12 protein-coding genes are annotated in these 14,190 nt (G+C 50.1%); 2 read left to right on the plus strand and 10 right to left on the minus strand.

Features of this window, described 5'->3' with window-relative positions:
- Positions 1-235: 235 nt before the first annotated feature.
- Complete coding sequence (locus NT239_05420; GenBank protein ID XGA72282.1) at positions 236-766, plus strand: GNAT family N-acetyltransferase; 531 nt, start codon at positions 236-238, stop codon at positions 764-766.
- A gap of 87 nt (positions 767-853) precedes the next feature.
- Here NT239_05420 and NT239_05425 read toward each other — a convergent pair whose 3' ends face one another.
- The gene (locus tag NT239_05425) at positions 854-2,263 is read right to left on the minus strand and encodes a PLP-dependent aminotransferase family protein (protein XGA72283.1); all 1,410 of its coding nucleotides are present in this window, start codon (positions 2,261-2,263) and stop codon (positions 854-856) included.
- A 122-nt stretch (positions 2,264-2,385) separates the two neighbouring features.
- Here NT239_05425 and ccoG point away from each other — a divergent pair, with 122 nt between their 5' ends.
- A complete protein-coding gene (gene ccoG / locus NT239_05430; protein XGA72284.1) occupies positions 2,386-3,807 on the plus strand; it encodes a cytochrome c oxidase accessory protein CcoG in 1,422 nt (473 codons plus the stop codon).
- Positions 3,808-4,020: 213 nt separating this feature from the next.
- On the opposite strand, the gene NT239_05435 is transcribed toward ccoG, so the two are convergent.
- The 9 genes from NT239_05435 to gap form a co-directional block, all read right to left on the minus strand.
- Positions 4,021-4,773, minus strand: coding sequence for an SDR family NAD(P)-dependent oxidoreductase (locus NT239_05435; protein ID XGA72285.1), 753 nt, complete (start codon positions 4,771-4,773; stop codon positions 4,021-4,023).
- 76 nt (positions 4,774-4,849) lie between these two features.
- Complete coding sequence (gene hpnE / locus NT239_05440; GenBank protein ID XGA72286.1) at positions 4,850-6,229, minus strand: hydroxysqualene dehydroxylase HpnE; 1,380 nt, start codon at positions 6,227-6,229, stop codon at positions 4,850-4,852.
- A 4-nt stretch (positions 6,230-6,233) separates the two neighbouring features.
- Positions 6,234-7,070 carry a presqualene diphosphate synthase HpnD gene (hpnD, locus tag NT239_05445; protein ID XGA72287.1) on the minus strand — a complete coding sequence of 279 codons (837 nt, stop codon included), beginning with the start codon at positions 7,068-7,070 and terminating at the stop codon, positions 6,234-6,236.
- A gap of 14 nt (positions 7,071-7,084) precedes the next feature.
- Positions 7,085-7,711, minus strand: a complete 627-nt coding sequence (locus NT239_05450) for a DUF4136 domain-containing protein (GenBank protein XGA72288.1) — start codon at positions 7,709-7,711, stop codon at positions 7,085-7,087.
- 89 nt (positions 7,712-7,800) lie between these two features.
- Positions 7,801-8,901, minus strand: a complete 1,101-nt coding sequence (gene aroC, locus NT239_05455; GenBank protein XGA72289.1) for a chorismate synthase — start codon at positions 8,899-8,901, stop codon at positions 7,801-7,803.
- Positions 8,902-9,139: 238 nt separating this feature from the next.
- On the minus strand, positions 9,140-10,219 hold the full coding sequence (locus NT239_05460) for a porin (protein ID XGA72290.1): 1,080 nt from the start codon (positions 10,217-10,219) through the stop codon (positions 9,140-9,142).
- Between the two features lie 289 nt (positions 10,220-10,508).
- The gene (locus NT239_05465; GenBank protein XGA72291.1) at positions 10,509-11,555 is read right to left on the minus strand and encodes a porin; all 1,047 of its coding nucleotides are present in this window, start codon (positions 11,553-11,555) and stop codon (positions 10,509-10,511) included.
- A gap of 218 nt (positions 11,556-11,773) precedes the next feature.
- Positions 11,774-12,883, minus strand: coding sequence for a porin (locus tag NT239_05470; protein XGA72292.1), 1,110 nt, complete (start codon positions 12,881-12,883; stop codon positions 11,774-11,776).
- 220 nt (positions 12,884-13,103) lie between these two features.
- On the minus strand, positions 13,104-14,108 hold the full coding sequence (gap, locus tag NT239_05475) for a type I glyceraldehyde-3-phosphate dehydrogenase (GenBank protein ID XGA72293.1): 1,005 nt from the start codon (positions 14,106-14,108) through the stop codon (positions 13,104-13,106).
- Positions 14,109-14,190: the final 82 nt, after the last annotated feature.

Consider the following 14,190-nt stretch of genomic DNA (forward strand, 5'->3'; position numbering starts at 1 on the left):
TTGACGCTTTTGTGCAAAATGGTTGATGTACTTAGGCTGAAACACAACGAAGCCAGTCGTAATCAAACGCCCGCGCAAATGGATGCGTTAAGCTTCCATCAATTTGAACACAACACAAATAAAAATGACGTAGGCAGGATAAGCCCCCGGCGTTATCAAACATGATATTGTCGGGTAACGCTGCGCTCACCCGACCTACGAGCTGACTGTAATTAATTTCTAGCAAGGAGACTGCGTGCGTATTTCAATGCTCACTGCCGCAGATATGCGGGCATATCGTTCGTTGATGCTCGAGGCCTATGAGGTGGCTTCGGATGCATTTACATCGACGGTACAGGAAAGGGAGTTAGAGCCGGATTCTTGGTGGATTAAGCGGCTATCACATCCAACAGGACTATCCGCTGTATTCGGTGCATTCATTGATCAACAGCTTGTCGGCACCGTAGCACTTGAGTTTACCAACAAGCCGAAAACGCGACATAAAAGCCATCTGATTGGAATGTACGTTAGACCTGAAGCTAGACGAGCTGGTGCTGGTAGAAAATTAGTGACAAATGCAATTGCCTTTGCAAAAGCCAGACCTGACACAAAGATAATCACACTGACAGTGACCAATAGCAATGCACCTGCTCAATCACTTTATGAATCTCTAGGCTTCAAAAGCTTTGGACTTGAGCCCATGGCTATACGAACGGCGGATGGTTACCTTGATAAGGTGCATATGTCATTGAGGCTCAATAGCAGCACGGCAGGTTGGGCTGAATAAACTACTGCCCAACACTCACCACGATTATTGGGCCTCGCAAACTCAGCTCCAAGCTACAAACACCTTACGATTTGGGTCGCTGGCCACCTACTGCTCCGCAATCAACCGTCCCAAACTCATCATCGCAACTTCAAAATCTTCATTCCACTGTCCGCCAAAATTCAGCCGCATGCAGTTTTGAAACTGGCGGCTGGCGGAGAAGATGGGGCCGGGGGCGATGCTGATGCCTTGTTCGGCAGCTTGGCGGTGTAAGCGCAGCGTGTCAAAGCTGCTTGGGAACTCAAGCCAGACAAAATAGCCGCCGCTCGGGTGCGAGACGCGCACGGTGGGTGGGAAATGGCGGCGAATTGCGTCCAGGATCAGCACCAGCTGCGATTCCAGCGTGTGGCGCAGTTTGCGCAGATGTTTATCGTACGCGCCGGTTTGCAGGTAATCGGCAATCGCCACTTGCGCCGGGACGCTGGCCGATAGCGTCGTCATTAATTTGAGTTGCTCCACTTGCCGCGCAAAGCGGCCGGGCGAGACCCAGCCGATGCGATAGCCGGGCGCTAGGCTTTTGGAAAACGAGCTGCAGTGCATCACCCAGCCCTGCGTATCAAACGCTTTGGCCGGCAGCGGCTGGCGCGTGCCAAAGTACAACTCGCCATACACATCGTCTTCGATCAGCGGAATTTGCCGCGCGCTGAGCATGTGCACCAGGCGCTGCTTTTTTTCTTCGCTCAGACTCACGCCCATCGGGTTTTGAAATGAAGTCATAAACCAGCAGGCTTTGACCGGGTGTTGCGCCAGCAGCGCCTCCAACGCGTCTAAATCCAGCCCTTCTTTGGCGCAAACGGGGATTTCGAGCGCGCGCATTTTCAGCCGTTCAATCGCTTGCAGCGGCGCGTAAAAGCCGGGCGATTCAATCGCGATTAAATCACCGGGCTGCGCGACGGCGGCAAGGCAAAGGTTCAGCGCTTCGAGCGCGCCATTGGTGATGATGATATTTTCCGGCGCTTGCGGCATGCCAAGCCCTAGGTAGCGCAGCGCAATTTGCTGGCGTAGCGCCAAGTGGCCGGGCGGCAAGCTGGCGACGGTTTCCCACGGATCGATAAAGCGCGCGGTGCTGGCCAAAGATTTAGCCAAGCGTGGCAAGGGGAAATGTTTCGGAGATGGAAAAGCTGAGCCCAGCGGCAGAATATTGCGATCTTGCACCGCACCTAGGATGCTAAAAATTAACTGGCTGATATCGACTTGCGCTGGCTGCGGCGTCACGCTGCTGGCCTTGGGCATCGCAAAAACATCGTGCTTGATACCGAGCGCAAAATAGCCGGAGCGCTCGCGCGCGCGAACCAGACCACGATCTTCCAGTCGGTGGTAGGCCTCAAACACCGTGGACGCGCTGACCTGATGCTGCGCGCGCAATTTGCGCACCGACGGCAATTTGCTGCCTGCCGGGATCGTGCCATTGCGAATATCAGCGGCGATCAGCTCGGCGAGCGCTTCATAGCGTTTCATAGCAAACCTTCTGTATTGACCAATCTGATCCGGTATTTTATTCATTTTCTGATTCTGTTCTGCTTTTGCGCAGTATCGCATACTCGACGGTATTTCAGTCCATTCTCGGCCAGGTCTGCGCAATGAATAGCTCAACGCCCAACTCAGCGTCGCCCAGTAGCGACGCGCAAATTATCCATTTTCACTCGCATAAAAAAATCTACCCGCATTGGGTGACGGGCTACTTTAATAATTGGCGGATTTTCTTCGTTATCGCGACGCAATTGTTTTTCTACGGCATGCCGTGGCTAGAGATCAATGGCCGGCAAGCGCTGTTATTCGATATTGCCAACAGCAAATTTTATATTTTTGGCCTGGTGTTCCTGCCGCAAGATTTTATTTACCTGATGGCGCTGCTGCTGGTGTCGGCATTTGGGCTGTTCGTCTGGACGGCTATTGGTGGGCGGCTATGGTGTGGTTATGCCTGTCCGCAAACGGTATATACCGAGATTTTTCTGTGGATAGAAAAATGGACCGAGGGCGATCGATCTGCACGGATTAAGCTCGACCAAGCGCCGCTATCGGCGCGCAAAGTCGGTATTAAAACCCTGAAGCATAGCCTATGGATTGCGCTGTCTTTATTCACTGGGCTGACCTTCGTCGCCTATTTCACGCCAATGGCCGAACTCCAAAACGGCTTGGCCACCTTGAGCATCGGGCCGTGGGATACATTCTGGATATTGTTTTATGGCCTAGCCACCTATGGCAACGCGGGTTGGTTGCGCGAGCAAGTCTGCCAGCATATGTGCCCGTACTCGCGCTTTCAAAGCACGATGTTTGATAAAGACACGCTGATCATCAGCTACGACAGCAATCGTGGTGAGCCACGCGGCGCTCGCTCGATTGGCAGCGATTACCAATTGCAGGGGCTGGGTGAATGCGTGTCGTGCACGATGTGCGTGCAGGTCTGCCCGGCGGGGATTGATATTCGCGATGGCCTGCAATACGAATGCATAGGCTGTACCGCCTGTATTGATGCGTGTGATCAGGTCATGGATAAAGTAGGTTATCCGCGCGGCTTGATTCGCTACACAACGGCGAACGAGCTGGAAAACCCGGATCATAAAGCCACACTGTGGAGCCGACTACGCCGACCGCAGGTGGCCCTGTTTAGCGTAACGCTGCTATTGGTGATCGGAGCAACTATTTATTCGCTGCAAACGCATCAGCCGGTGAAGGCCAATATTGTGCGCGAGCGCAATACCTTGGTGCGCGAGCTGGCCACTGGCGAGCTGGAAAACGTGTATCGCGTACAATTGCAAAACACCGCCGAACAGCGCCGTAGCTTTACGCTGCAAGTGAGTGGCTTAACGGGTTTAAGCACCGAAATTGATCAGGATATGAAATTGATTTTGGCTGGCACCGAAAGTCGAGACTTTATCGTTCGGGTCAAAACGGCGGCGCACAATGCCAAGGCGGGTGCAAATCCGATTCAATTTACCATTAGCGCCAACGACGATAGCGGGGTGCAGATTAGCGAGGATGCGACGTTCTTTGGGAAATAAGCGCAAAACCGGTTTTAGCAGATAAAAAAACGCCCCGCTCAAGGCGGGGCTAGTAACTACAGGGAGAGATGAAACAAACTACACACTTGCATGCACCACAGCCTTGCGGCCTAAGTACTTAAGTTTGGAGATCAATCACAAACTTACCCTAGCTCTGAGTGCCCAAATTGCAGAAAGTTCATCTGAAGTTCGAAATTATTTTGGTATTTTTTACTATTTATTAAAAAACAAAGTCTGCCCCGTTTGGCCACGACTCTCTTGCCCCAGCCAATACAAGATTGCAGGCATAATCGCTTGCGTTTCTGGAATGCTGTCTTTCGATTCGCCCGGATGTGTCGCCAAGCGAAACGGCGATTGAATCGGGCCTGGCACCAAATGATTAATGCGCAGGTTTTCAAATTTATCCCACTCCGACGCGGCAATTTGCACCCAGTTATGCTGACCAGCCTTGGTCACGCTAAAGCCGCCCCAATAAGCTTTTGGCTCAAACGCGTGGCTTTCGCCAATCACCAACACCGCAGCGTCGGGAGCCGCTTGCAGTAAAGGCAACAGCGAGCGCGTCATTGCAAATGGCGCAGCAACATTAACGCGGAACATATCAACCCATTCGTCGAGCTTTTGCAAACCCAGTGGCGACAAATGATTAAAGCCATTGGCGCAATGCAAAATACCATCGAGACGGCCAAATTCTTTTTGAATCAGCACGCCCATTTGCGTCAGTTCCGCTTCGCCGACCTTGGCCAAATCCATTGGAATAGCCGCCGGTTGCGGCCCGCCAATCGATTCAATCGCGTCATAAGTGCGGCTCAGTTTCTTTTCATTGCGGCCGACCAAAATCACCGTCGCGCCCAGTTTGGCCAGCTCAACCGCCGCCATCGCGCCAATGCCCTGCCCTGCGCCCGTCACTAAAATTACACGGTCTTGCATTGATTTGGCCTGCGCCTGATAGTTTTTCCAGCTTTCCATGATTTTTGCCTTATATACATCAACCAGTATTGCGCTGCAGGTCTTATCTAGACTTGCCTACAGCCACATACCAAAATTAAAAATCTACCAATACAGCTTTAGCGGCCTTCACACCGCTGCGCACCGCGCCTTCCAGCGTAGCTGGAAACTCACCACGATATTTTTTGCCCATTGAGGCCAATCCGGCCGTGTAATCGCCAGCTAAATAAATGCCCTGCGTAGCGGTACGATTATCAGGGCGTTGCAAATCGGGCGTGCAGGCAAACGTTGCGCGCTTTTCGGTAATCACTTGCTGCTGGAGCACCAAATCGGGCAAGCCCAAACGCTGGTGCAGCTCTTCTTGCACTGCCATTGCCAAATCATCGTGACTTAAGCCGCTGTGCACGCCTTGCGCCGAGATCACGACCGCGATTAAGCCAGCGCAGCCATGCGTGACACCGCGATCAAAAATCCATTGCGAGTAAGCATCGGCTAGCCCCAGCATAGGCTGGCTGAGTTTTACATCAGCTTCGTACTGCAAATACACGGTGACGATCGGCTGGTAAGGCCACGCTGCGAGTTGCTGCGCTAACTCGCTGGCCTGATTGGAATCGGCCAGCAGTTTGGCGGCTTGATGCGGCGCGGTTGCGATAATGACGGAGTCAAAACACTGTTCGCCACCATCCACACACCACCCCCCCGTATTGCCATGAATACTTTTTACACGTTGACCTAGCTGAATATACCCACCCTTATTCTTAACAAAATCGGCTACAGGCGCAGGAAATAAATCAGTAAAATCAAGTTTAGGTAGCATTAAATCAGATGCCGCACGGCGCCCGCCTAGGCTGTCGCGCAATACATTCAGCAGCACTTGTGCGCTCGCCAATTCCAGCGGCGTATTGAGTGCCGCCAATGTCAGCGGCGCCCAGAAGCGGCTGATTAAGGTTTCGGGTTGGCGTTGTGCTTTCAGCCACTCGGCGACGGTGACATCATTTTTCAGCCGCCAGCCACGCCATTTCGCCACTTGAATCGCCCGGATCAGCGCCCAGCGCTCGCCCCAGTTCAGCCCTTTGGCACGAAATAAACCAACAGCCAAATGCAGTGGAGCGGGTAAACGCGGGCATTCGAGTAAGAAATCGGGTTCCCCATTTTGTCCAACAGTCTGGAGTCGCATTGGTTGGCGTAAAAACGCTGCGTCCAAATCCATGCCGCATGCGCGCATCAAGCGCAGTAATTCACTGTATGCACCGATGACCAAATGCTGGCCGTTATCGAGTGGCGCGGGTTTATTACTAGTGCTATGCGACGACAATGAAGCGCGCTCAACCCGCCGCGCTCGACCGCCGAGCACTTTACCCGCTTCAAACACGGTGACCGCCACACCAGCCGCTGCCAGCTCTACCGCCGCCGCCATACCGGCGTAGCCGCCACCAATGATGGCGACGCGTTTACTGCTTGGGTTTAAAGCAGTCATCGGTTTAGGCGAACCACCATGTTTTCCACGCCAACCAAAGCTTGCGAATCGGCGTCAGTGAAGTGCGCTGGTTTAAGACTTTCTGCGCGCCTTCCAAGCGAATCTCGGCCAAAGTCGCGCGGTAAATCGCCGCCATCACCAGACCTGTGCGCTGGTTTTTCTTATCGACTTCGGGAAGCAGTTTCATCGCCTGCTCGTAATACTGCTCGGCACGATCGATTTGGAAATTCATCAAGGCTTTAAATTCGGCCGTTTCGCGGTAGTTCAGAATATCGGCCGCGGGCACGTTAAAGCGTTGCAACTCGTCCACCGGCAGATAAATCCGGCCACGACGTGCGTCTTCGCCGACGTCACGAATGATATTGGTCAACTGAAACGCGATCCCCAAATCGTGCGCGTATTTCAGCGTTTTGCGATCGGTATAGCCAAAAATACTGGCCGCCAATTGGCCGACGACGCTGGCAACGCGGTAGCAATACAGGTGTAGATCTTTAAAGCTGTTGTAGCGCGCCTGATTCAGATCCATCTCCATGCCGTCGATGATTTCCAAAAACAACTCGCGCGGTAAATCGTAGGCTTTGACCGCTGGCAGCAGCGATTGCGTAACCGGATGCTGCGGCGCGCCGGCGTACATCTGATCGACTTCATTGCGCCACCAGTTCAGCGTGGTACGCGCGACGCCTTCGTCGGTGCATTCGTCGACCACGTCGTCGACCTCACGACAGAAGGCGTACAAGGCGGTAATCGCGATGCGTTTTTCTGGGCTTAAAAAGCGAAAGCTGTAATAAAAACTCGAGCCACTTTTGGCCGCTTTGTCTTCGCAATATTGATCAGGAGTCACGGAAAATCTCAGGTTTAAGGTTTTGGTGTTGTCAGCGGAATACGCACTTCGCGGCTAACGCCCGATGGGCCTGGGAATGGCATAAACAAGCTGCGAATCAGCCACGGCACAGCCGATTCTAGCTCGTCATTTTGGCTGCGATTGCGGGCTCGACCTTCGTACAACTTGGCAAATTCGCCTTTATCCAGCGTTTTGCGGTCCAAAATGTCGACAAACACTTCACGCGTATAGACGGTTTCATTGATGGTTTGGCTACCGACGATGCCCGTTTCCGGATAATAACGCGGAATAAACACGACACTGCCGCCACTGACTACGCGCTGATAGCTAACCGAATATCCAATCGTGCCCCAAATTGGCTGTTGATAGGATTTGTTTTTCCCATCGTCGATTTGATAATCAAGGCGCACCAACCAATCGGCTTGCTTTGGATCATGTTGCCAAATCAAGCCCTGCTCGACCAATTGTTGCGCTAGCTCGGCTTCAAACTGTTGATGCGCCAAGCTTTGTGCCTGCGATGCGCTGCGCTCAATCACAAACGCTTTTGGTTTGGCCATTGCCGCAGCGACTGCCGCGGCGCCAGATGCAGCAGGTGCCGATGCTTTTAACACGCCAACCGGCAACTGGTGACGTACCGACACTGTCGACACAAAACTTGGGTCAGAGCTCAAACTTGAGCACGCGGCAAGAACAAGCGTCAACAAAAGGGGCAAGAGGCCGCGCGCTAACATTAGGCTATTTTTCCTGGAATTTGCGGTGTATTGACCACCACATCACCGCATTGTGCACGGTGGCGCAGTGCGTGATCGATTAGCACCAAGGCGAGCATCGCTTCGGCAATCGGCGTGGCACGAATGCCAACACACGGGTCGTGACGGCCGGTGGTCGCCATCATCACTGGATTGCCCTGTTTATCAATCGACTGGCGTTCTTGTGCGATACTGGAGGTGGGTTTAACCGCCAAGTTCACAGTGATATCCTGCCCTGTCGATATACCCCCGAGAATGCCACCGGCGTGATTGGTCGCGAAACCATTTGGAGTTAACTCATCGCAATGCACTGAACCGCGCTGAGCGATGCTGTCAAAACCCGCGCCAATTTCCACGCCTTTAACGGCGTTGATATTCATCATCGCGTAGGCGATTTCGGCATCCAGGCGATCGTAAACCGGCTCGCCCCAACCTACAGGTACGTTTTCTGCAACGACGGTAATTTGCGCGCCAACTGAATCACGCTCTTTGCGGATCGCGTCCATGTAGTCTTCGAGCTGCGGCACAATTTCAGCGTTCGGCGCGAAGAAAGCGTTTTCAGACACGTGATCCCAGCTTTGGAAAGGGATATCGACTTCGCCCAATTTGCTCATATAACCGCGAATCACGATGCCAAATTTTTCTTTTAGCCATTTCTTAGCAATTGCACCGGCCGCAACGCGCACGGCGGTTTCACGCGCTGAAGAGCGACCGCCACCGCGTGGATCACGGATGCCGTATTTGTGCCAGTAGGTGTAGTCAGCGTGGCCCGGGCGGAATGTCTCAGTAATTTTGCCGTAGTCTTGGCTGCGTTGGTCTTGGTTGCGAATCAATAGCGCAATCGGTGTGCCGGTAGTTTTGCCTTCATAAATACCAGACAAAATCTCAACCGTATCGGGCTCTTTACGCTGCGTAACGTGGCGGCTGGTGCCGGGTTTGCGGCGATCGAGTTCAAGCTGAATGTCTTCTAGTGACAACTCCATCCCCGGAGGGCAACCATCAACGATGCAGCCAATGCCCGCGCCATGGCTTTCGCCAAAAGAAGTTACTGTAAACAACAAGCCCAAACTATTGCCCGACATTTGCCTACCCCTGCAATTTCAAATGAATTTTGCGCAATTTTAGCACGGCAGCTTGTACGCCTTGTTTATACAGATAAAAAAAACCGCCCAATCGGTAAAATTGGACGGTTCAACAAGCGGTTCTGCACAACAGAGGCGAACAGGCAAAAAGTCACATATTCACAAACTGGCGCCTTATTTGAAAGGCACAAAAGCTGTTTTATATACGCACTTTGCCTAAGCCTTTTAACTTCAGCAATTAGAAATCGCTGCGAACACCAACTGCAAAAAAGCCTACATCCTGGCCGGCATTCACTGAATAGCCAGATTCTGTGGTGAATGTACTGTTTTTGTCGTTATTTACTTGTGAGTAGCTACCGATCAAGCGAGTGCGTTTGCTCAAGCTATATGCGGCGGCAAGCGTATATTGATCAGCGCCTGAATCTGCATAGCTATCAACATCATTCACATTCAGATAGGCAGCTTGGAAGCTGAATTTATCCACTTTATATGTGGCGGCCACAGCATAGGTGTCTTGATCTCGCGACATTTTGCCATCATCACGCGTTACGCGCTCCCAGGTAGCGCCCAAACCAAAGTCAGCGTAATTTACATTTGCGCCCACCATATAGCCGCTGATGCTCGCGCCTGAAGTGGCTTTTGAGCTAATTTTTGAAGATTTGTAATCAGAATTCTGATCATCTTTCAACGAGTATGAAGCACCCACATTGAACATTTTGTCTTTATAGAATGCACCGATATTGTAATCAGATGGATCAACTTTATCGGTTTTTTCACCAATCGTATAAGAGGCTTGTGCACCAAAACCACCCAAGCTTGGCGTTTCATAAAAAATCACCGAGCCTTGACGATCACCCAGACGGCGCAGCATGCTCGATGAGCCCATATAGCTGGATGAATCATTCATCGAGCCCTCCAGTGCTGGAGCAATATTCTTGTAAATGTTTTTATAAGCATTATCCATTTTACCAAAGCGGGCAAAACCGAAATCGCCTTTATAACCAATATAAGTATCGCGTGAACCAAATGCAGTACCTTCTTTATTGTATGGATCACCTACGCGAAAACGGCTTTCCAACACCCATACCAAATCACCACCAAAATCTAATTTATCAACACCGCTAAAGCGAATACGTGAGCTCTGATCATTTAAGAGCAATTTATTTTCGCCATCGCTTTTTGAACCAGCTTTTACGCCGGTACTGTCTGGGCTAACATATTCAAGAGCAGTGCGCACACTTCCTGTGATTGATACTTCGGCTTGCGCCAATGGAGCGGCAAAAATCGCTGCAAGCGACAAGACCATCAATTTGTTCATTTTGGATTACCTCAGGAATTAAATAGAAATAGTAGCGATTTGAAAATTGAGCGCTAACAGTAGAAACATTCCATATATACAGCACCAGCTTGCTCACATGTAAATGCTACGAATTATTACCGAGCGCATTTCAAATACACGACTGAATCATAGTCAAGCCACATTACAAAGCAATGACAAATCAATTGCAAAAAACATAAAAACAACACCGGATATGGATATCCCAGAGATAAAAAAAGGCAGCCTAAGCTGCCTTTTCTTTTTGACGATCTAAACTGAACAAGTCAGATTAGAATGCGGTCCAAGTGTAAACCAGAGCGCGAGTTACGTTGTCGTCTTTACCGTTCCAACCGTCAAGAGCCCAACCTGGCAATGCAGTTTGAGATGGATTGTCGATCATTTGGTGACGAACTTGTACGCCGGCCCAAGTGTTTTTACCCAATTGAGTATCCCACTGGAACGCAACTTGTTGGATTTCGTTGTTGTACTCTACGCCAGCTGCTTTCAGGCGATCTTTGTACTGGTAAGACAAAGTGAAGCCAGAGAAGCTTACGCCAGCCAAGTACTGATCGAAATCAGCTTCTTGACCTGCAGCATTTTCCCACGCATTGTTTTTGTATGCAGCACGGAAACCGAAGTCACCGAATGAACCGCGAACACCAGCGTGGATCAATTGTGAGTTAGCACCTGGAGCGTCTTTAGAACCAGAAACTGAGTCATTTGCACCTGCAGCCCAAGTACCAACCAAGCGGTCGTTATTGTACTGGTAGCCCAAGTCAAAGTTGAAGCCTGCAACGCCGAAGCCAGCAGTCAAATCGTAACCATCGCCAGAGCCTACGCCAGTAGCTTGAGCACCCAATTTGTATTGAGCAGTGAAGCTGAAGCCACCGAAGTTTGGTGAGAAGTAAGAGATTGAGTCAGCCCAAGTATTTTCGAACGCACCGAAGTCAGCCCACAAGTTACCTGTACCTTTAACGCCGTATGGCCAGTCCATAGTCAGGTAAGAGTTAGTGAATTGGTTACCGAAACGCAATTCACCCCAACCGCCTTGGTAGCCGATCCAAGCTTCGCGTTTACCGAAGCTGTCGAAACGGTAGTCAGTAGCGATCTTTTGAGCTACTTTCCATTTCAGAGTATTGCCGCTATCCAGTTTTTCGCTGCCGTTGAAGTTGATAACGATTGCAACTTCTTCCAACAATTTGCCATCGCCATCAGCAGTATTGTTAGTGCGGTAGAACAGGTCCATTTCAGCAGAACCAGTGATAGATACATCAGCGAAAGCTGGTGCAGAAACTGCAGCTGCTACAGCAGCAGCGATCAGAACACGCTTGAACATTATTAATTTCTCCAAGAGACGAGAGTTAGTTAAAACCACCGTAACAGCGACTTGGTTTTTATTGCCGCTGATTTACAAACTCGAGAATACGCAACCTCACATAGCATGGCAAACCGAACTTACGTTCTTTCTTTGGTGTGTCACATTGATACAACATTTTCAAACAACAAAAAACGGCGCCGAAGCGCCGTTTTTTCCCACTTAAACCCAATTGTTGCTTAGAACGCGGTCCAAGTTCCCACCAAAATACGTGTTGCTGAATCTTCGCCGTTATTGGCTGCGCCATCAAGCTGCCAAGAACCATGCATCACGCTAGTTTTGTTTGCATTATCAAACATATGATGACGAGCCTGGATAAAGGCAGAGGTATTTTTTGACAAGGCATAGTTGTATTGCGCGTTGATCACATCAATACCATCATTCGCAGTAACGCCATCGGTTTTACTATCAGCAACGCGCTGATAACCCAAGTTCATATTGTGTTTGCCTGTAGTGTAACCTGCACGAATCAAGTACTGATCGACGGTTGTTTTACCAGTACCAGTGTGGATTTTATCATTGACATCGCCTTTCCACTCATTGCGTTTGTAGGCTGCAGCCACATCGAAGCCACCAATAAAGTAGCGAGCGCCAGCATTAATTACACTTGCTTTATTATCTTTAGAGAAATCACCTGACTTACCCCAACCACCATTGGCACCAAATACAAAGGCTTCTGAAGATGCGGCACCATTATTCCGTGCCTCAGAGTAGCCTGCATCCAAACGCAACTTACCGGCAGCCCCCATATCCGCATTGTATGTACCAGTCACCTCATACGCATAGGCATCACCAGTACCTTCGCCTAAATCGTACTGAGCCTGCATAGAGAAGCCACCAAAATCAGGCGAGAAGTAGCTAATTGCACGAGCATAATTTACCGATTGCGCACCAAAATCAGCCCACAAATTACCTTGACCTTGTGCACCATACGGCCAATCCAGCGTCAGATATTGATTCGAGAATTGATTACCAAAGCGCAGCTCACCCCAACCGCCTTGGTAACCAATCCAGGCCTCACGTTGGCCAAATGAATCATAACGATAATCGGTCGCCACTTTTTGCGCCAAACGCCACTTTAGCGTATCACCAGAATCCAACTTATCTTTACCATCGATGTTTACGATGATGGCAACTTCCTGGCCAAACGCATTTTCACCATTCGAAGCAACCTGATTCGTGCGGTAGAAGAAATCCATCTCAGCAGAACCGCTGATTGAAACTTCGGCCATCACAGGTGTAGATACAGCAGCTGCTACAGCAGCGGAAATCAAAATTCGTTTAAACATAATCGTCTCCAAGTTACCCGCTTTCACATATTCGTTCGGGATGCGCCATTGTGCATCTGAGCCGCGGCCAATTCTGTGCAAAACTGCCATTCCAATCGGGTAAAACTACACAGAAAAGCCACGGGTTTAGAGCGCCGCAAAAAAGAAAAGCCAGCCAATTAAATTGGCTGGCTTTTTGGAGACAAAATCAATTACTAAGCTTTAAATCACTTGACGGCAATCATTTTGCAGCCATAACGCGGACCATTTCCAGCACCTTGCTAGAGTAGCCCCATTCGTTATCGTACCAAGCAACGACCTTCACGAAAGTTTTGTCCAATGCAATACCTGCATCAGCGTCAAACGTTGAAGTGCAGGCCTCGCCACGGAAATCAGTAGAAACCACTTTTTCTGTGGTGTAACCCAGCACGCCTTTCATTGAACCTTCTGAAGCAGCTTTCATTGCCGCGCAGATTTCTTCATACGATGCTTCTTTATTCAACTCTACGGTCAAATCAACGACCGAAACATCTGAAGTTGGTACACGGAACGCCATACCCGTCAATTTACCCTTCACCTCTGGAATCACCACGCCAACGGCTTTGGCTGCACCAGTTGAAGATGGAATGATATTTTCCAAAATACCACGACCACCGCGCCAATCTTTGTTTGATGGGCCATCCACGGTTTTTTGCGTAGCAGTTGCAGCGTGAACAGTGGTCATCAAACCACGTTTAATACCAAAGTTGTCGTTGATTACTTTAGCGATTGGTGCCAAGCAGTTGGTTGTACAAGACGCATTAGAAATAATCGCCTGACCTGCGTAGGTGTCATTATTAACACCATAAACAAACATTGGCGTGTCGTCTTTCGATGGCGCAGACATAATGACTTTCTTCGCGCCAGCTGCAATGTGTTTTTCGCACGTTTCTTTAGTCAAGAACAAGCCGGTTGACTCAACAACCACATCAGCACCGATTTCACACCATTTCAATTCGGCTGGGTCTTTCACTGCAGTCAAACGAATTGTTTTGCCATTGACCACCAAATTGCCGTCAACAACAGCTACTTCACCTTTAAATTTACCATGCACAGAGTCATGCTTGAGCATGTAGGCAAGGTAGTCAGGCTCTAATAGATCGTTAATACCAACAACTTCGATATCGTCAGCAAAATTATAAACAGCGGCACGAAATACCATGCGGCCGATACGACCAAAACCATTAATACCTACTTTGATAGCCATGAATCATCTCCAAGATGGATCGAATAAATCGGGACGCCTAAGCATGCACCATTTATTGCATACTTGCCTTTGCGCCATGACA

Source organism: Chitinibacter sp. SCUT-21 (genome assembly GCA_041874755.1).
Taxonomy (GTDB): Bacteria; Pseudomonadota; Gammaproteobacteria; order Burkholderiales; family Chitinibacteraceae; genus Chitinibacter.

Excerpts from the sequence above, each read along its gene's own strand:
- NT239_05465 (XGA72291.1), bottom strand. The coding sequence starts at position 11,555 with ATGTTCAAGCGTGTTCTGATCGCTGCTGCTGTAGCAGCTGCAGTTTCT.
- gap (XGA72293.1), bottom strand. The coding sequence starts at position 14,108 with ATGGCTATCAAAGTAGGTATTAATGGTTTTGGTCGTATCGGCCGCATG.
- ccoG (XGA72284.1), top strand. The coding sequence starts at position 2,386 with ATGAATAGCTCAACGCCCAACTCAGCGTCGCCCAGTAGCGACGCGCAA.
- NT239_05425 (XGA72283.1), bottom strand. The coding sequence starts at position 2,263 with ATGAAACGCTATGAAGCGCTCGCCGAGCTGATCGCCGCTGATATTCGC.
- aroC (XGA72289.1), bottom strand. The coding sequence starts at position 8,901 with ATGTCGGGCAATAGTTTGGGCTTGTTGTTTACAGTAACTTCTTTTGGC.
- NT239_05435 (XGA72285.1), bottom strand. The coding sequence starts at position 4,773 with ATGGAAAGCTGGAAAAACTATCAGGCGCAGGCCAAATCAATGCAAGAC.
- NT239_05460 (XGA72290.1), bottom strand. The coding sequence starts at position 10,219 with ATGAACAAATTGATGGTCTTGTCGCTTGCAGCGATTTTTGCCGCTCCA.
- hpnE (XGA72286.1), bottom strand. The coding sequence starts at position 6,229 with ATGACTGCTTTAAACCCAAGCAGTAAACGCGTCGCCATCATTGGTGGC.
- NT239_05470 (XGA72292.1), bottom strand. The coding sequence starts at position 12,883 with ATGTTTAAACGAATTTTGATTTCCGCTGCTGTAGCAGCTGCTGTATCT.